Source organism: Natronorubrum bangense (genome assembly GCF_004799645.1).
GTDB lineage: Archaea > Halobacteriota > Halobacteria > Halobacteriales > Natrialbaceae > Natronorubrum > Natronorubrum bangense.
On the sequence record NZ_CP031305.1, the window covers coordinates 2,366,414 to 2,384,615 of the forward strand.

Annotated in this window: 20 protein-coding genes and 1 tRNA gene; 2 read left to right on the plus strand and 19 right to left on the minus strand. The window is 58.5% G+C overall.

What is annotated here, in order from left to right:
• Positions 1-353 precede the first annotated feature (353 nt).
• Complete coding sequence (locus tag DV706_RS11825; protein ID WP_006064307.1) at positions 354-2,672, plus strand: amino acid permease; 2,319 nt, start codon at positions 354-356, stop codon at positions 2,670-2,672.
• A gap of 91 nt (positions 2,673-2,763) precedes the next feature.
• On the opposite strand, the gene DV706_RS11830 is transcribed toward DV706_RS11825, so the two are convergent.
• Together DV706_RS11830 and mvk are read right to left on the minus strand one after the other, a co-directional pair.
• Positions 2,764-3,504, minus strand: a complete 741-nt coding sequence (locus DV706_RS11830; RefSeq protein WP_006064308.1) for an isopentenyl phosphate kinase — start codon at positions 3,502-3,504, stop codon at positions 2,764-2,766.
• Positions 3,501-4,487: a mevalonate kinase gene (mvk, locus tag DV706_RS11835; protein WP_006064309.1), complete on the minus strand. Its 987-nt coding sequence runs from the start codon at positions 4,485-4,487 to the stop codon at positions 3,501-3,503. Before mvk ends, DV706_RS11830 begins: the two co-directional genes overlap by 4 nt.
• A gap of 134 nt (positions 4,488-4,621) precedes the next feature.
• On the opposite strand from mvk, the gene DV706_RS11840 reads away from it, so the two are divergent.
• Entirely contained in the window at positions 4,622-5,815 is a 1,194-nt protein-coding gene (locus DV706_RS11840; protein ID WP_161569801.1) for an outer membrane protein assembly factor BamB family protein, read from the plus strand.
• Between the two features lie 156 nt (positions 5,816-5,971).
• Here DV706_RS11840 and DV706_RS11845 read toward each other — a convergent pair whose 3' ends face one another.
• The 17 genes from DV706_RS11845 to DV706_RS11920 form a co-directional block, all read right to left on the minus strand.
• Positions 5,972-8,998, minus strand: coding sequence for a DUF7286 family protein (locus tag DV706_RS11845; protein WP_006064311.1), 3,027 nt, complete (start codon positions 8,996-8,998; stop codon positions 5,972-5,974).
• Positions 8,995-10,158 (minus strand): DUF7284 family protein, encoded by a 1,164-nt coding sequence (locus DV706_RS11850; protein WP_240756760.1) that lies wholly within the window; start codon positions 10,156-10,158, stop codon positions 8,995-8,997. Before DV706_RS11850 ends, DV706_RS11845 begins: the two co-directional genes overlap by 4 nt.
• A 2-nt stretch (positions 10,159-10,160) precedes the next feature.
• The gene (locus DV706_RS11855; RefSeq protein ID WP_136350866.1) at positions 10,161-10,676 is read right to left on the minus strand and encodes a DUF7285 family protein; all 516 of its coding nucleotides are present in this window, start codon (positions 10,674-10,676) and stop codon (positions 10,161-10,163) included.
• The gene (locus tag DV706_RS11860; protein ID WP_006064314.1) at positions 10,654-11,589 is read right to left on the minus strand and encodes a DUF7283 family protein; all 936 of its coding nucleotides are present in this window, start codon (positions 11,587-11,589) and stop codon (positions 10,654-10,656) included. The genes DV706_RS11855 and DV706_RS11860 overlap by 23 nt, the downstream gene beginning before the upstream one ends.
• Before the next feature lie 224 nt (positions 11,590-11,813).
• On the minus strand, positions 11,814-11,939 hold the full coding sequence (locus tag DV706_RS22310; RefSeq protein WP_006064315.1) for a hypothetical protein: 126 nt from the start codon (positions 11,937-11,939) through the stop codon (positions 11,814-11,816).
• A 120-nt stretch (positions 11,940-12,059) separates the two neighbouring features.
• Complete coding sequence (rpsB, locus tag DV706_RS11865; RefSeq protein WP_006064316.1) at positions 12,060-12,863, minus strand: 30S ribosomal protein S2; 804 nt, start codon at positions 12,861-12,863, stop codon at positions 12,060-12,062.
• Positions 12,860-14,065 (minus strand): phosphopyruvate hydratase, encoded by a 1,206-nt coding sequence (gene eno, locus DV706_RS11870; RefSeq protein ID WP_136350867.1) that lies wholly within the window; start codon positions 14,063-14,065, stop codon positions 12,860-12,862. Before eno ends, rpsB begins: the two co-directional genes overlap by 4 nt.
• Positions 14,062-14,241: a DNA-directed RNA polymerase subunit K gene (locus DV706_RS11875; RefSeq protein ID WP_006064318.1), complete on the minus strand. Its 180-nt coding sequence runs from the start codon at positions 14,239-14,241 to the stop codon at positions 14,062-14,064. Before DV706_RS11875 ends, eno begins: the two co-directional genes overlap by 4 nt.
• 1 nt (position 14,242) lies before the next feature.
• Positions 14,243-14,437 carry a DNA-directed RNA polymerase subunit N gene (locus tag DV706_RS11880; protein ID WP_006064319.1) on the minus strand — a complete coding sequence of 65 codons (195 nt, stop codon included), beginning with the start codon at positions 14,435-14,437 and terminating at the stop codon, positions 14,243-14,245.
• Positions 14,438-14,449: 12 nt separating this feature from the next.
• The gene (locus DV706_RS11885; protein WP_006064320.1) at positions 14,450-14,848 is read right to left on the minus strand and encodes a 30S ribosomal protein S9; all 399 of its coding nucleotides are present in this window, start codon (positions 14,846-14,848) and stop codon (positions 14,450-14,452) included.
• Positions 14,842-15,291, minus strand: a complete 450-nt coding sequence (locus DV706_RS11890) for a 50S ribosomal protein L13 (protein ID WP_006064321.1) — start codon at positions 15,289-15,291, stop codon at positions 14,842-14,844. Before DV706_RS11890 ends, DV706_RS11885 begins: the two co-directional genes overlap by 7 nt.
• A complete protein-coding gene (locus DV706_RS11895; RefSeq protein WP_006064322.1) occupies positions 15,288-15,641 on the minus strand; it encodes a 50S ribosomal protein L18e in 354 nt (117 codons plus the stop codon). Before DV706_RS11895 ends, DV706_RS11890 begins: the two co-directional genes overlap by 4 nt.
• A gap of 144 nt (positions 15,642-15,785) precedes the next feature.
• Positions 15,786-15,870 (minus strand) — tRNA-Leu (locus tag DV706_RS11900).
• A gap of 133 nt (positions 15,871-16,003) precedes the next feature.
• Positions 16,004-16,753 (minus strand): DNA-directed RNA polymerase subunit D, encoded by a 750-nt coding sequence (locus DV706_RS11905; RefSeq protein ID WP_006064323.1) that lies wholly within the window; start codon positions 16,751-16,753, stop codon positions 16,004-16,006.
• A 4-nt stretch (positions 16,754-16,757) separates the two neighbouring features.
• Positions 16,758-17,147 carry a 30S ribosomal protein S11 gene (locus tag DV706_RS11910; protein ID WP_006064324.1) on the minus strand — a complete coding sequence of 130 codons (390 nt, stop codon included), beginning with the start codon at positions 17,145-17,147 and terminating at the stop codon, positions 16,758-16,760.
• 1 nt (position 17,148) lies between these two features.
• Positions 17,149-17,670: a 30S ribosomal protein S4 gene (locus DV706_RS11915; protein ID WP_006064325.1), complete on the minus strand. Its 522-nt coding sequence runs from the start codon at positions 17,668-17,670 to the stop codon at positions 17,149-17,151.
• Positions 17,670-18,191 carry a 30S ribosomal protein S13 gene (locus DV706_RS11920; RefSeq protein ID WP_006064326.1) on the minus strand — a complete coding sequence of 174 codons (522 nt, stop codon included), beginning with the start codon at positions 18,189-18,191 and terminating at the stop codon, positions 17,670-17,672. Before DV706_RS11920 ends, DV706_RS11915 begins: the two co-directional genes overlap by 1 nt.
• Between the last annotated feature and the right edge of the window lie 11 nt (positions 18,192-18,202).

The window sequence follows — 18,202 nt, forward strand, 5'->3', positions numbered from 1 at the left end:
CATCCCGCTATGCGAACGTGGAGGCTGTTCCTCCAACTGACTCACGATGGTCGTGAATCTCGAACGCACTTGCCCGCGGGTTTCGCTAATTCGTCCATACACGCCCGGGTGTTAAAAACGCAGTGGGTTGGTCGCCTTCGCCCGCATACGTCCCGCTCTTGGCGGCGAGTGTGAAACACAGTGCACGCGGCCGCTGGAGCCACGACAGGCGATATCGAACTCGAGAAATAAAATCAATCACATGAGTACTAGATCTCGTATTATTATCCTATATTCTTGTTAACTGTGTTCTATGAAGACATACGAATTATCAATAAGAATCTTTTGTAACGTCCGCACAGAACATCTACTCGATGGCGAAGGATCTCGAGCGTGATCTCGGGTTGTTTGCCGTAATCGCGATCAGTATGGGAGCGATGATCGGCAGCGGGATCTTCATCTTACCAGGCGTTGCGATGGCCGAAGCAGGGCCAGCCGTGATCCTTGCGTTCGTGATCGCAGCGATTCTCGTCGTGCCAGCAGCACTCAGCATCGCCGAACTCGGCACGGCAATGCCCGAGGCCGGCGGTGACTACGTCTTCATCGAACGAGGGCTGGGACCGTCGTTCGGGACGATCGCTGGCCTCGGCACGTGGCTCATGCTCATGCTGAAAGGATCGCTTGCGCTCTACGGTGGCATGTTCTACGTCAACTTCATCTACCAGCTCCCAACGTTGGAAATCGCGATTCCGGCACTCGAGGGGGGCCTGACGATCCCCGGCGTGCGCGCACTCGGAATCACGTTTGCAATCGTGCTGATCGCAGTCAATCTGGTCGGCGTCAAACAGACTGGCGGACTCCAGTTGATTATGGTGATCATCATGCTTGCGATCCTCTCGGCGTTCGTCGTCGGCTCGATCGTCCAGGTCGAAGGTGCGAACTACGATCCGTTCTGGCCGGACGATGGGATAGACGGTGTTCTCAGTGCGACTGCACTCGTGCTTGTCTCGTATGCCGGCGTCACGAAGGTCGCTGCTGTCGCCGAAGAGATCGAAAACCCCGGCCGAAACCTCCCGCTTGGACTGTTCATCTCACTTATCGCGACGGCCTTTCTGTACGCGTTACTCGTGTTCGTCCTGGTCGGCGTGGTCGAAGGACCTGAACTGACTGGGACAGAAGAGCCAATGGCTGTCGCGACGGAACTCCTCTTCGGAGCGGCAACGATCCCTGTTCCGATTGTTGGGACCCTTCCTGCTGGTTCGTTCGCCGTCGCGGCGATCGTGCTTGCTGCCCTCCTCGCACTCGTCAGCACGGCTGACGCAGGGATTCTGACGGCCTCCCGGTATCCACTCGCACTCAGTCGCGACAAGCTCTTTCTCGAGGTGTTCGAGTATATCCACCCGCGCTTTTCGACGCCGTTCGTCGCCATTCTCACCACTGGTGCGATCATCATCTTTATCGTCGCCACACAGGAAGTCGACGAAATCGCCAAGATGGCCGGTGCGTTCCAGATCCTCGTCTACATCCTCGTCTGTGGGGCGCTGATCGCCTTTCGCGAGCACAACCTCGAGTGGTACGATCCGGAGTTCCAGACACCAGGCTATCCCTGGATACAGCTGTTCGGAATCCTCTCGGGAATCTTTATCATCACGCAGATGGACGCCCAGGAGATCATCGGCTCGGTCGGGATCGTCGTCTTCGGCTTCCTCTGGTTCCGATGGTACGCCAAAGACAGGATCGAACGCGAGGGTGCCGCCAAAGGTCTCGCCCGCCGTGAAGCCGGGAAACAGTTCGTTCGCGACACGGAAGAACAACTCGAGCGCGAGGACCGCTTCGAGATGCTGATCCCGCTTCGCCGGGACGTGACTCGCGAGCAAGAAGACGCGTTGATCCAGTTAGCCGCACCGATCGTGCGCCGTCGAGGCGGGCGAATCCGTGTTGTCCGGTTCGATGAAGTTCCCGACCAAGTGCCACTCGATACCGCCGCCGAAGCGCTCTCCGAAACCGACCTCGAGTTCGAACAGCGGACTGACGAACTCGTTCAGGATCTCGAGGTTCCTGTCGAGGTCGGAGAGATCGTCAGCCACGATACGCGCCATGCAGTCGTCAACTTTGCCGACCGAATCGGCGCCGACCTCGTCCTCGCCAGACAAGAGGCGACCAGTCGCCTGGGGACTCTCTTCGGCCGGGACACCGACTGGATCATGGAACACGCTCCCTGTGATGTCGCATTCGTCCAGCATGCCCAGCGAGTTTCCGTCGACGAGATCGCCGTCGTTACTGATCGAAGTCCGTTTAACGACCCGCTCAAGGTCGAACTCGCGGATGCGATGGCAGACGTCCTCGGGGCTCGCATTCGGTTTCTCTTTGCCGTCTCCGAGAACGCACCCGACAAACTGCTTGAGACCATCGCGGACTACCATGCGGAACTCGACGCGCTCTGTACCGTCCCCGTCGAATCGTCGATCATTCGTTCGGACGACGTGGTTGACGGCCTCTCTGAGGCGCTCGAGCCGTCCGATATCGTCATCTTGAGCACCGTCACACATCGGCGGCTGCCCGATCTGCTCATCGAACAGCGCTCAGATCGTCTCGCTGCAGCCATCGAGCAACCAGCGTTGCTCGTTCACTCCAAAGAGACCCGCCGCGGGTCGTTCCTCCGGCCGATCCTCGAGCGCGTACTGTTCGACTGACTTACAGCGATCGTCGCCACCGCCAGTCAGCGAACCCGACCGCACGATGACTGTGCGATGGGCGAGAAAATCGGTTCAGTCGGTCGGAAACCTACTCGATCGTCGTCCCCGGATTCGCTCCCTCGAGAAACGACGCCAGCCCCTCGAGCCCGAAGATCGACGCTTCGGCGTCGAGTGCAAGCAATGCCTGGACCTTCGCTGCCATCCCGCCGGTGACGTCAGTCGCATCACTGGCTCCGAGCACGGATGCGACGTCCTCATAAGCCGAAATCCGATCGATAACCGCATCATCCGCATCCAACACCCCGGGAACTGTCGAACAGAGTCCGATTCGATCAGCGGCGAGATCACGAGCCAGTTCAGCAACCAGCTCGTCGCCGCTGACAATGGTCGCGCCTGCGCCAGCGTGGGCGATCACGTCGCCGTGGAGCACGGGAACGAACCCCTCCGACAGCATCGTCTCGATCTGGCCGGCCGGCAACTCGAGGGTGCCATCATCGTCGCGGTGAGCGGTCGAGAACGGATGAACCGGCACCGCTTGCACGCCGCGCTCGAGCAGTCGGCTGAGGACGAACTGATTTAGCGTCTTCATCGCGCCGTGGATCTCGAGAACCGCCGCAGCGTCGTGTGTTCCGTTAGTCGTGCTCACGCCGTGTTCGCTGGCGTTGTGGTGGCCGAAACTGCCGCCGCCGTGGACGATCACGAGGTCATCGTCGTTAGCCGCCAGTGCGCTCGCAACGGCGTCGGCGGCCTGCTCGAGTGCATCGCCGTCGAGCGTTTCAGGTCGTTCTTTGTCCGTAATGACGCTCCCGCCAAGTTTCAGAACGATCATTCGAGCCGTTCGACCCCCGTTTCAGAAAGCTCAGCACGGAACGTGTCCGCACAGCCTGGCGTGTACGACAGCGCAGTCTGGGTCTCGTCGGTCGGATCAAGCGCGACGATACAGCCGCCGCCGCCGGCACCTGTTAGCTTCGCGCCCGCTGCACCGGCGTCGCGAGCAGCCCAGACCATCGAATCGAGCGAGCGAGAGGAGACTCCGAGCGCCGAGAGCAGTCCGTGATTGAAATTCATCAACCGACCGAGTTCCTCGAGATCGCCCGCAGCGAGTGCTGTCTCGCCGTTTCGGACGATATCGCCGATCGCATCGACCGTGTCTGCCGCAAACTCATACTCCTCGCGGAGACTCCGCACGCCCGCCACGAGTTCCCCGGTGTCCCCGGCACCGCCGTCGAATCCGATGACGAGGGGCAGATCGGGGGACTCGAGTGACTGACAGTTATCTCCCTCGACCCGAACAGCACCTCCAGTGGCCGAACAGAACGTATCGGCCCGAGACGCCTGTCCGCCCTGCACCTCGTACTCGGTCTGGTAGGCTCGCTCAGCGAGTTCGTCGACCTCGAGTGTCGTCCCGAGCTCGCGGGTTCCGGCGTCGATTGCGGCGACCGCGACTGCCGCGGACGAGCCAAGCCCTGCGCCAAGCGGGATATCGCTCTCGATCGTCACGTCGAAACCGACGTCTTCCTCGCCCGTCACGTCCCGCACCTGTTCGATCGCACCGTCGACGTACCCCATCGCTGCGGTCAGCAGCGACTCCGAGACGTCCACGTCGGGCGGCCCGTCTGCCGTCCCGCCGTACTCCACCGTAAACCCATCTAGACTGAGGTCTTCGGCATGAATGCGCAGTTTGCTATCCGTCCGTCGTTCCACACCGACCCGTGCTCGTACCTCGATAGCACACGGAACAGCGGGTTCGCCGTAGACTACCGCGTGCTCCCCAAATAAGTACACCTTGCCGGGAGCGCTCGAGACTGCCATATCCAGCCGTTCGCACGAGGACGGTTAATAACTATCTTCTCGAGTGAGCGGCGACAATCGTTATTAGACTTCTATTCCCGACAAAAATTCAGACACCAATGGTTATTTATTTGTTCGCTTTGAACGGGACGATAATGGTTACTCAGCTGTCACGCCGACAGTGGCTCGGAACGTGTGCAACTGTTGCAGGGACAACGGCGATTGCTGGCTGTTCTGGAAGCGACGAAAACGGAAATGAAGAAGACGAACACGGAGACAGCGACGGTGAAGAATCCTCGAGCAGTGACTGGCCGATGTATGGTGTTGATCTGCAGAACACGGGGTATCACCCGGATGCAACTGGACCAGCAGGTGATGAGGTAATTGAGCGTAAGGTTATTGATACAGAGATGACCGGTCTATATCCCATCACGATCGGTGATGGAATGCTATACGGAACCAATGCGGGACAGAGTATCTACGCATTGAAGCTTGAAACAGAGGAAATTAAGTGGAAAGGAAATGTCGGTGGGTCGACTATTGTCCATGATGAGATGATCTATGGTCCTGTCAGTGATGAAACGCTGTATGGATACGATACCGACAGTGGGGATCAGTGGGAGTCAGAACAAAATAACTCAGTCAGCGCTTTCGTTACTCAACCCATTCCGACATCGGATGGCATTTTCATTGCATCGGATGATGCTATTTGGCGGTTCGATTTCGACACAGGCGAATCCACGAAGGTTATTGACACCCCCTTAGCCAATGTGACTACCGAATGGCCGGCATTCGACGACAAAACATTGTACATTGGTCGGTCAGCAGGGCTTCATGCGATCAACGTTGACACTCCAGAAATTGAATGGACGTTCGAACCAGACAATGGTGGAAGTGTCGCTGCAAGCAACCCGGTTGTCGTTGACGGCACAGTCTACGTGGTAAACACAGAAGAACGTCTACATGCGATTGATACCGATACAGGCGAGGAAGAGTGGGCAGTTGATGTCGATATAGCTGGAGGAAGTCCAGCCGTCGCTGAAGGAATGGTCTATCTTACTGGACCGCGGTCTGTCGTTGCTGTTGATATCAATAGCGGCAGTATCGAATGGGAGGCTGGAGACGATGTCGCACTTGAACCGTACGACGCCGTCGTTGCGAGTGGGATATGTTACGTCGCAACCTCATTTAGAATGTGGGGATATGATGCGGACTCCGGCGACCTAATCTGGAAATACGAGCGACCAGATGACAGTGAGATTCGGTTCTCTGCATCACCAACAGTGTTTGACGATACAATTTACGCCCCGTCTAGTGATGACACGCTGTACGCGATTGAAGATGCCTGATCCATCGTTTTGTTCTCACCTAGATATCGCAGTTGTAGCTTCTTCCAGGAACTATGCTCTTACGTGAAAACCCCACTTCTAAACAGAACTATAATTTTCGCTAACACATACAGTTGCTAAAACAAATTGCTGTGGACGCAGTTATCATACTCAGTCTTACAGACAGCCGTTCTTTTTAGATTCAGGATCAGTCTTATCGAAATCGGGTCCAATCTCTTCCCAGAGCGGTGAACACATCTCACCGGGTGCGTCGCTTCCGAGTTGATTATCGCCGACGCCGGGCGCACCCTGTGGCAGGAACTGCGGCGCGGGCACCACGACGAGAATCGACTGACTATTCTCGTAACTAATCGGATCAGTCGAACCTAGTTTGAGGTCGGTGCCATTGGGCGTCTCGAGCGTGACATCTTTGTCTTCGCGGACGTATGTCGTGGAGCCGACTTTCGACGGATCGTCACTGGTCGCTTCTACCTCGAAGCGAGCATATTCGCCCTCGAGTTCGATCTCCCACGCATCGACTTGCAGGTAGAACAGTGGCGGCCACGGAATCAATGGGAAGCCGGGTAGCCCGACCTCGTTTTCGTACCCAGAACCCATCGGTGCGAAATCCATCTCGTCATCGATCTCGAGCGGTCCATCACCTTCGGCCCGCACTGCTGGCACCTCGGTCTGGTTGACCGCAACCTGAGATGAGTGATACGTCGGCGAACCGTCGACAGCAACGTGCACGTCGTTCAGAACATCTGGTGTATCGATTTCAGCGCCCCCTTCGTCCTGAAGCAGGTCTTCGCCTGAACCAAGCATTTCGTCGAGCAGGTCCATCGGACCGTTGATAATCTCGTTGACGGAATCTAAGAAGCCGCCGAGAAGACTATCGATGAGATTCCCACCACCAGTCGTCACTTTCTCGTGTTCGCTCGCCATTTCATCGATGTGCTCGTAGATGTTGTCGAAGTATGCCTGTCTAGCTTCCATTTTGGCAACGTCGGGCGCATCTTCAAATTCAACGTTATCAACTACGTATTTCTCTTCCACCTCCTCGACATTTTCATCGATTTCTCTGATTGGGCTACTCTCAGCTGTCAGCATTTGCATAACTTCGGCCTCAATCGGTTCAATCTCAGTCACGGTCTCATTGTGGACCTCTATAAGATCGTTCCAGACAATATGGCTGTGAAGAGTATTCTCGCTACGTGGCGATAGTTGGATATCTTCGTCGAAGCCGCTGTCGTAGTTGATCGCGTCTTCGAAATCGCTCGTCGATTCAATATCTCCGACTTTCCCACTTAGCCAACTTTCAAAATCTGAGTCACTGTTGAAATCCTGTCCAAAGAATTCTTTGGTGACTTCACCCGCTGCATCTTTCCAGTTGGTCGGACTTCCCACGTATGCGTCTGTAGATCCGCCGTGATTGAGTATGTGATCAACGCCAGTCGGATTAATTTCCAAGTCAGGAGCAAATTCTCCGTCGAGTTCGAACGAGGCCGTAAAATTTGCATACCGTGATTCAGACTCCCAAACATCGACAGAAGAATTGGTTGTGGTGTCGTTCCATTCTCGAACTGTTGAATATCTCATTTCAACTTCGATATCGACCGCGACGAGCGATCGGCCGAGGCTCGAATCACCGTTGTCTTCAGTCACTTTATCGATACTCGCATCTATACCTGTATTGGTAGTGTAGTAAGTGCGATCGGCTTCTGTGTGATTACTGGCATTGTATTCCTCGGGCAGAGTGGGAACTGGATGTCTGAGACCATCCATTGACGGAGAGTTACTGACGGTTCCAAGTTCCCCATTCACGGTGTATACATCATCAATGACTGTATTTGCATCATCTATTTCAACAGCATCTTCCCTTAGACCTTCGAGAGAATCTATCAGAGCAGAAAGATCATCGATTTTTCCTTCCACATCGCTAATGTCCGTTCGATCATTCCCAACATCGTCATAATAATCCTCGAGATACGCCTCATTGAACCGTTCCGTCTCGTTGAGCCCAGCTCGCATCTCGTCCTCGAGGTCGCCTTGTCCAAGCCCGGCTTCCATCTCGTACATCGCCATATCGGCGAACGGATGGCCCTGGATCGTGCCGTTCTTGTCGACGTTCTCGAGCATTCCTGCCACAATCTCTTCGACGGTCGGCATATCCGGTAGCTCGCCGTCCGGGGAGACGGCCCCTGCTGCACAGAGATCATCGACGGTACTGACGTTCTCGTCGGGGTGGAGATCGGCGGCAATTGCATCGAAATCGTACGTCTCACCGAGATCGAGTGCACTATCCGAAAGGTCATACGACAGACACAGTAACGGACCTGCCATCACGCGATTGCCATAGTCATCTTGTGTTCCGAAGACCTCTTGTTGTGCCGTCAGCCGCGCGTCGTTGGCCATGACCTCTGTGTGGTCGTTCGGCGTGACGTTCTCGAAGGCCCGGTCTCCTGGATCACTCACCAACCGATCGTAGTAGGCCTTGCCCCAGACAAGCGGCCACAACCGCTTTGTGAGGTCGTAGCCGTACCCCTTGCGATCGTCGATGCTATCGAGCATGCCTTTGTTCAGGTGCGCCTCGTACTCCTCGACACGCTCGTGGAGTTTCATCATGGTCGTTCCCACTGACACGGTGATATCGCGCGAGACCGTCGTCTCGAGGTTGCCATCCGCGTCCCTGACAGTGAACTCGACGCCGTCGATCGTCACATCCATGATTCCGTCGTCTTCCTTGAGTGTAACGGACTCGAGTGCCGACTCGAGGTCGTCGTCGTTGCTCCAGTCGTCGACGTCGGGCAGCGACACTTCGACGGTCCGACCCTGTCCGACGGTCTGTTCACGACCGTCGAGTGCTGCGGTGGCTTCGGCAAGAATGGTCAGTCGCGTCTGGTCTTCGAACGCGGAGTCGTCGTCGAGAACGCCATCCATATCGGCATCGACGGTGGTCACTGGCGACTGAACGACGGTGTCGGTTGCACGGACGGTTGCGTGACGGAGTTCACTGATCGCGTACGCTTCACCGCGGTCGACTGCTAGCTCCGTGCTCCGGTCGATCCTCGGTTCGGTTCTCGTCTGAAGCGTCGAGACGATCATAATGGAACTCACGAGGAGCAAGACACCGATAATTGCGAACGGAATCCGTGCTCTGTCGTCGTCTGCGATCGAAATCGTGTGTGGGCAGGTGCGTCTCATTCGTCCCAGGTCTGGATGGTGATGGTCACGTCTTCGGTTGCCAGTGCATCGACGACGGTCTCGACTTTCCGTTCATCGCGCTCGGTCCCGTCGTAGCGTTCGTCGATCGTGTCGAACTCCTCGGCAAACGCTTGAGGGATGTCCGCCGCGATCCAGGCAGCGAGTGCGTCTGCGTCGGTAACGTCGTAGCCGCCTTCCTGTCCAACGAGGACTTTTCGATTCGCTTCTTCGGCCCGAGCTTCGGACCGAACCAGTGGCCGGTGCGTATCCGCACTCCGAAACGAGAACTCCCCAATGGTGTCGACCATCGATTTGTAGTGGTAGACCGTGAGCGCTCGCTCGATACCCTGATCCTCAAGTGCGTACTGGGCCGATTCGGGCGGAAAGAGCCCGTCGACGATTTCGTCGCCGATTACAGTCCCGGCTGCCGCGTATGACTTGTTGTCTGCCCCTTTCAGTCCCGGAACGTCCGACGAATCGTCGACCGCTGGGTGAACGTCGGCCACGTCGTCGATCCAGTCGTCCCACCAGTCGTCTGCTGCCAGCCAGTTCGATTCGAGTTCGTCCTCGCCGATTTCCGAAAAGCCACTCGAGACGGTTGTCGTTGTACTGGAGACGTCTGCGGTGGCGGGTGGCCGTTCGCCGGCCGTCGCAGTTCCGTTGAGACTGGCATTCGCATACGGCTCCCACGTCGCGACGATGTAGAAATTCTGTTCGGCACCGAGCAGCGTGTGTCGAATCGCCCAGTCAATGGCCGCCTCGTACTCCTCGCCGTACGCCAGTACGGGCTCGCCATCGAGTTGATGATTCGTCACCGCGGCGTCGGCCAAGAGCCCGAGCGGCGGGCCGTGGTCGGTTCGTGTGTACGTCTGCTCGTTTGTGATAACTGGTTCGGAGAACGCGTCTTCGTCCGTGACAGCCTCGAGGCTGTACGTAATGGAGACTGTTGATGTACTGAGGACTGCTGTGGTCTGGGTCGCCGACAGGCTGTCGGCATCCCCATGCGGATGAGCTGCCGGAGCTGCGTCTGAGCCTGTCGAACTGGTCGACGTGTTGGCAAGGGTGTAGCCGACGATCATCACACTTGCAGTGATGAGGAGCAACGCCAGAGCGACATCGGCCACGGTGCTGACACCACGTTCGGCGTCGAATCGAGCCACGATCACCAGACCTCCACGTAAAGCGTTCCACCACGGATGTCGGCTTCTGTGACTTCGACTGAAATCGAACGGGTAGCGATCCCCGTCTCGTCAGGTTCTCTAGCTGCGTGGGGTGGGCCATAATCAGGGTGTGTCGATGACAGCTGTCTGTCTCGTAGGTCGTCGCCATCGGAATCGAAGTGTGCCGACGCAAAGACGGTCGGCTCACCATCTTCGTAGGCCCTCACTGCGACGTAGCTGTTCTTTCCGTTTGGGAGTGACGTCTGGTCGATAGTGTCACGCATTTTTCGGTCCATGGCAGAGTCGTACTCGTAGGCGGGGAAGACGCCCCGCTCGTCGTCTTCGAGGTCGTCCCAGATGCGATCGATCGTCGTCTCTTCTGTAGTACGATCGCTCATCCCCGGGAGCACACCGCCGAGATACACAGTGTACAGTCCAACGGCGGTGATGAGCGCCATCACGGCGAAGAGGGCTGCGATCGGTTCTGTCTGTGCTCTAGACGACGACCAGCGTGACATGGTAGCTCTCGGTTGCCTCCTTGTATTCGACAAACGGCTCGTCATCATCGAACCCCACAGACCGCGGTAGCAGGTTCGTACACGTCGGCTCGGAATTGAGTCCGACCGTTCGCTCACACGTCTCACCGTCGTCGAACGCAATCGTCACGTCGACGGGAGCTGCGGCCGGCCGACTGAGGTGTGATGACTCGATGTCTCCCTCGAGTTCACCCTCGCCGTCGGAAAAGACGCGGTCGGTATCGGCGTCGCTGATGGATGTGTTATCCGGACCGACGTAGTTCCCATCGAGAGAGAGTTCGATACCGTTCCCAGCGACGCCGTCATACGATGCCTGAACGGCTCCGATACCTGTGTATCCGATGCCGCCGATTGACAGCTCCGAGATTGTTGTCTCGAGATCAACGGTTTCGACGAGCGGGGCGAGACGGTCACGTTCTGGGTCGACGCTGAGTTGCCGAACGACTAGCTCACCGCTTGCGGTCAGCGGCGTGCCGCTGTTTGTCTCGTATTGGGCTCGGACTTCCGAAAGGAATGTTTCGACTGCGTGTGTGTCTCCGTCAGCCAGTTCGTCTTCGTACTCGTCTTCGAACGCCGCTCCGCGGGTTATGTTTTCCAGCCGTTCAGAATCGTTGAGTGGAACCACGACGCCGTACGCCATGCTGGCATGGGTAGTGCCGTGCTCGTTTTCCATCTCGACCGTCGTTCCGTCGATGGCAATCGTCTCGGCATCGTACGTCCACGTGGCGCTGGTTTCAGTGGTGCTACCCGCGACTGGTTCGATCGTATTTGCCGCCTGGTTGGCATCCGGTGGCGGTCCCGATGGCAGGCTGAGTACGACACCCGCGACCGCCACACTGACGAGAGAGACTGCCAGAAACGTGTACCACGCATCGAGAGGGGTCTCCCAGTCCATGCCCCGGTTGGTTCCGTTTTTATACTTAAATGTACGTAGGCGTGACTGTCGAACGTCGTCGCAGTCAGTCGCTTTCGGGTTCGATCACAGAAGCCGTCGTCCGGACTTTCTCGATGCGGAACTGTAGTAGCCATTGAAAATCAATGCACACCGCATCGCACGATGGCTGTGCGATGCGTGTGTACATCGGTTCAGTTGTTACTATGGTGGCGAAGGGGTCGGCTTCAGAAGAGGCCGACGAGAATGCGATACGGAATCCCGACCGCGAAGATCGCGATGAGTGCCGCCGTCGCGGCGATTACCGGGAGCGGCATCTTCTCCTCTTCGAATTTGAACAGTGAATCGATCATAGTCGTCGTTGTCCCGGTGTGTACGTAACTCCTTTGCCATCGCTATCGTCGCTACTGCGTTTCAGTTGTTACGCATCCGGAACCGCGCAGATCGAGAAAAACGAACAGCGTTAAAACGGGTTAGACCATGCTCTCGAAGTCCTCGAGCGAGTACGATGGCTCGGCACCGCGGCGGTCGAGGACTTCGTTGGCGAGCAGCCAGTAGACGACCGAAAGGGCCTTGCGACCCTTGTTGTTCGTCGGGACGACCAGATCGACGTTGCTGACCTGGTTGTTCGAGTCACACATTGCGATAACGGGAATCCCGACCGTGATGGCCTCTTTGACGGCCTGGGCGTCGCCGATCGGGTCCGTGACGACGAGTACGTCGGGTTCGATGTAGCCGTCGTATTTGGGGTTGGTCAGCGTTCCGGGAATGAAGCGGCCGGTGCGGGCACGAGCGCCCACGGCTTCGGCGAACTTCTCTGCCGGGAAGCGACCGTACTGTCGGCTCGAGGTGACCAGGATCTGCTCTGGGTCGTAGTTCGAAAGGAAGTCCGCGGCCGTACGGATACGGCCGTCGGTCTTGCCGACGTCAAGGACGTAGAGCCCGTCGGTTCGGACACGGTGGATAAACCGCTCCATGTCGTCGGTCTTTTGCTGGGTCCCGATGTGGACACCGGCGCCGAGATAGTCCTCGACGGGGATGAGGAGGTCGGCCTCCTCGTCGGCCATTACGTCGTCATCGAGGGTTGGACCGGCGTCTTCGTCGGCTGGTTCTGCATCGGCGTCGGCCTCGGTGGCGTCGGCGTCGGCGGGCTGTTCGTCAACTGGCTCGACGTCGTCCTCGGGATCGGCGGCGGGGCCAGGCCCTTCGGCTGGCTCCTCGTCGATCTCGTCTTCGGCTGCGTCGAGCCCTTCCTGGGTTGCGTCGTTTTCTGTCATGTCGCGTCGTCTGCGATTCTGATGAGCTCGTTGAGCTTGGCGGTTCGCTCGCCACCGACGGCACCCGTCTTGATGAAGGGTGCGTCGGTTGCGACGGCGAGGTGTGCAATCGTCGTGTCCTCGGTCTCGCCCGACCGGTGGGAGATCACGGAGTCGTAGCCGTTCTGTGTCGCGAGTTCGATCGCGTCGAAGGCATCGGTCAGCGTCCCGATCTGGTTCGGTTTGATCAGGATGCTGTTTGCCGCGCCGCGTTCGATCCCGTCAACGAGACGCTCGGTGTTCGTGACGAACAGATCGTCACCACAGATCAGCGTCTGGTCGCCAACCTCGTCGGTGAGGTCTGCGAACGCGTCGTAATCGTTCTCGTCGAGCGGGTCCTCGACGTAGACGAGATCGTACTCGCGAACCAGATCCGCGATGTAGGCGATCTGCTCGTCGGTGTCGCGACTCGTGTCGCTGTACTCGTACGTTTCCGACTCGGAATCGTACAGCTCCGCACCGGCGACGTCGAGGCCGAAGCCGATATTGAAACCGACATTGTCTTCGACCATCGAAACCGCTTCGTCGACGATCTCAAACGCCTCGCTGTCGTCGATCGAGGGTGCCCACGCGCCTTCGTCACCCTTTCCACATGGGACGTCGCGTTCCTCGAGGAGGTCAGCGACGGTGCTGTGGACGGCTGCGTTGGCGAAGACGGCGTCTTCGACGCTTGGAGCGCCGACGGGTGCGACCAAAAACTCCTGAATGTCGGTTGCGTCGGCTGCGTGTTCGCCACCGCCGACGACGTTGCCCAGTGGCACTGGGAAGTTCTCGCCACGGAACGCACCGCCTAAGTGCTGGAACAGCGGTGCGCCGAGCACGTCGGCACCGGCTTTTGCAGCGGCCATCGAGATGGCGACGGCGCTGTTGGCACCGATCTCGGAGAAGTCATCGGTTCCATCTGCCGCGTGGAGAATCGAGTCGACTTCTCGCTGGTTGCCTGCGTAGGCGTCGCCGACGAGTCGCCCCACGGCATGTTCTCGAGCCGCGGCGATCGCCTCGGATGGTGGTCGCTCGACGGCTTCATACTCGCCCGTGCTGGCACCGCTTGGTGCTGCAGCACGGCCGAAGCCACCGCTTTCGGTAACGACATCTGCCTCGACGGTGGGGTTGCCACGCGAATCGAGGATGCGTCGGAGTCGAATGTCTGTGATCAGTGTCATTGCTTCCCTCGTTTGACGGTAAAGGGTAACACGCCAGCGTCGTACTCCTCAGCAGCGACGAGGATCGGTTCGGACTGATCCGTCTCGATCAACACCGGCGCGCCGTAAGAGATCTGCAGTGCTCGTGCACCGAGGATGCGGGCTTTCTCGTAGCGGTTGTAACGTTCCTGTTGCATGTTACTGGTATGGAGAGACGACGTCGACGAGGTCGGTGTGACTGACGAGCATGCGCCGACAGCAGTAGCGGTCGACACCGAGTTCGTCGAGGACTTCTTGTGGGTCCTCGTCGCCCTCTTGTGCGCGCTCGTCGAACTCCTCCCAGTGTTCGCCGACGACAGTCCCACAGCTGAAACACCGGACCGGTACCATCATGATTGAATCACCTTAGCGGTAGGACTTCTGGTAGCGAGCCCGAGCGCCCGGGCCGCCCCACTTCTTCGGTTCGGACTGGCGAACGTCGTTGACCAGCAGCGAGCGGTCGAACTCCATGAACGCATCACGGAGTTCGGCGTCGTTCGAGTGCTGAACGATTCCGCGTGCGATGGCCGTGCGGACGGCGTCTGCCTGGCCGCTGATACCGCCACCTTCGACACGAACGTCGATGTCCATGTCGCCGCGGAGTTCCTCACCGGCGATGCGGAACGGTTCGAGCATCTTGAGGCGGGACATTTCCGGTTCGACCAGTTCGACTGGCTTGGAGTTGATTCGGACGCGACCCTCACCCTCGCGAACGGTCGCTCGAGCGACGGCGGTCTTTTTCTTTCCACTCGTGTTCGTTACCATGTGACGTTAGCACCGAGTTGTTCGGAGACTTCGCCCAGGTGGACGAAGCGGATGTTCGAAAGTCGGTCCAGCGACGTTCCCTCGAGGATTTCGGCCTCGCGGTCATCGTCGTCTTCGTATGGGTTGCCCAGGTAGACGCGGACGTTCGAGAACGCCTCACGGCCACGCGGCTTCTTGTAGGGCACCATCCCACGGACCGAGCGCTTGAAGATCGTGTCCGGTCGGCGTGGGTAGTACGGCCCGCTGTCGGAGCCGAGCTGGACGCGCGTGCGGTAGGTGTCGAAGATGTCCTCTTTGTCGCCGGTGATCACGGCGTCTTCGGCGTTGACGATGGCGACGCGCTCGCCGTCGAGGGCGAGCTGGGACACTTCGCTGGCGACGCGACCAAGGATACAGTCACGGGCGTCGACGACGACGTCCGCGTCGAACTCTGCGATACTCATCGAATCACCCGCACGTTGGATCCCTGTGGGTTCTCTTCGAGCACTTGCTCGAGCGGTACTGTGTCACCGACGGCGTCGATTTTCGTCTCTGCAGACGACGAGAAATCGACAGCCGCGACGGTGACGTTTTTCTGTAATGCGCCGGAGCCCAGCACTTTACCGGGAACGACGACAGTCTCTTCTTCGCGTGCGTATCGCTCGATACGGCCAAGGTTCACCTCTGCGTGGGTGCGCCGGGGCTTCTCGAGTCGGTCCGCAACGTCTCGCCAGACATCGGCGTCCGTCTCGCGGGACGTCGACTTGAGCTCGGCGATAAGATCGTTGAGCCTCGGATTAGTCTTGCTACTCATTGATTTCCTCCAAAGTCGGTCGTATCGGAGAGACGAGGAAGCGTCTCACCGATCGTGGAATCGGTTGTGTGTCGAACGAGTCGGGTCGCTGTTCGGTCAGTCGTGATCGAACAGCCACCGTGTGTTCGACGAGAGAGAAGTGGATGCAGGGAGCAGGATTTGAACCTGCGGACTCCTACGAGACAGCGCCCTGAACGCTGCGCCGTTGGCCTGACTTGGCTATCCCTGCTTGCACTTCTTTCTATCCGTTGCCCCGTAAAACCCCTTTCGATTCCAGGTCGCGAGCGCGTACCGGTCTCGTCGCTCACGGCGCCGGTGAACGCGGACTCGCGGTGTCGGGATTGGGGGCGTTGGTTCATTGTCTACAGCTGTACTGCGTCTTCGAGGTCGGTTGCACGCGCCGCAATCGAGTCTGCAGCTCGTGTAACCAGTTCATCGACCGGGAACGAGCCGTCCGTCTCGATGTTGAAGACGAACGCGTTCGGTACGTCCTCGACTTCGACTTGCTTTCCAGGATAGCGGTTCGACAGATCGTTATCGAACTCGCTGGTCTGGATCAGTTCGCCGTCTGCTTCGATGACGCCGCGAATAATTCGGGACTCCTGCTCTTCGAACTCTGGCAGGTCGTCGACGACCGTCACACGCTGAAGGTGTCGGTAGCCTGCAGAGACAGCGCCCTGATGTTTCGCGTGGTTTTTGCCGCGGTTGAAGACGGCGTCAGCCTCGGCCTCGAGGCGCTGGTTGTCCTTGAGGTCGATGATCGGAATGTTCTCGTCTGCGGGTTGCACGAGATCGTCGCTCGAGACGAGATCGCCCGAGTAGGCGGTGGCTGGTCCTTCGACGTCGATCGAGAGCGTGACGGTGTCGTCCTCGGCGAACTCGGCTTCGGGTGGGGTCGTCAGTGGGACGAGCCCGAGTCGGAGTGCGAGTTGCTCGTCGAACATGACCGACGAGTTCTCGATGAACCGGACGGTATCGATGGCCAACGTGGGAACGTCCGCGAGCATCGCGCGACGAAGCCCGTTGGCAAACGCGGGTGTGACACCGCGAACGAGGAACCGTGCGTACCGGTCCTCGTGTTCGACGAACTCGACGTCGTAGTCTTCAGTCATGGATCTAGTAGCCGCCCTTGCCTTTCGGTGCGCGCGATCCGTCGTGTGGGATCGGCGTGACGTCCTCGATGCGCCCGATTTCGATGCCCGAGCGGGCGAGTGCGCGGATCGTTGCCTGTGCGCCTGGCCCGGGAGACTTCTGGAGGTTGCCACCGGGGCCACGGACGCGAACGTGCAGGCCCGTGATGCCAGCCGCTTTGACCTCTTCGGCGATCGACTCGGCCATCTGCATGGCCGCGTACGGCGACGCCTCGTCGCGGTTCTGTTTGACCGCCGTCCCACCGGAGGACTTCGCGATCGTCTCCGCGCCCGTGAGGTCGGTCACGGTCATGACGGTGTTGTTGAACGATGCGTGTACGTGGGCTACGCCCCATTTCTCGTCGTCCTGACTCATGTTATTGGCCCTCCGCTCGTTCCGGGTGGAGTTCGTCTGCGAGTGAGCTGTTCTCGTCGAATGCGACGAGGTCCTCCTCATCGACGTCAACGACGTACGATGGGATGCAGTGGCGCTGTTCGCCGACCACGATGTGCCCGTGAAGAATGAACTGTCGGGCCTGCTGTGGCGTGTTGGCCAGCCCTTTGCGGTAGGCAACCGTCTGGAGACGGCGCTCGAGAACGTCTTCGATCTCGAGGCTCAGCACATCGCCGAGTTCGTCGGTCTCGTCAAGCACACCAACGCGCTTGAGTCGTCCGAGGAACTCCTCGGAGCGGCGGATGACGGCTTCGTCGTCCTGGGCCTGACCGAGCAGTTCTCGAGCCTCGCGCCGGTAGGAGCGAAGCTCGGACTGTGCTCGCCAGAGCTCTTCTTTGTTCGACAGCCCGTAGCGGTCGAGCAGGGAGTGCTCGGAGGCGATCCGTTCACCCTGATATGGGTGATTCGGCGTCTCGTACTTTTTAGTGTCTGTTCCGAGTGGCATTATTCGTCATCCTCCTCGGCAGCAGCTTCTTCTGCCTGCTCTTCGCGGATCTCTTCGACGTTGACTCCGATGGTGCCCTCCGTACGACCGGTGGACTTGGTTCGCTGACCGCGGACCTTCTGTCCGCGCTTGTGACGCGTTCCTTTGTAGGAGTCGATCATCTTCATCCGGTTGATGTCGTGCTGGCGGGTGAGTTGGAGATCGTTACCGATCTCGTGGGTTGTCTCCCCGGAATAAAAGTCCGACTGGCGGTTGTTGAGCCAGTCAGGAACGTTCCCAGCATAGTTCTCTACGATGTCGACGACGTTTTCAATGACGTCGTCGTCGAGACGACCGAACGTCGCTGTCCGATCAACGTCCGCTTCGTCGGCAATGAGTCGGGCGGTTCGTCGACCGATCCCGTTCATCTCCGAGAGCGAGCGCTCGACAGACTTCGTCCCATCAAGGTCGGTCTGACCGATGCGGACGAAGTACTGAAGGTCTTCGTCGTCTTGTTGTTCTTGAGGTTCTTCCTCGCTCATGTGTCGTGTAT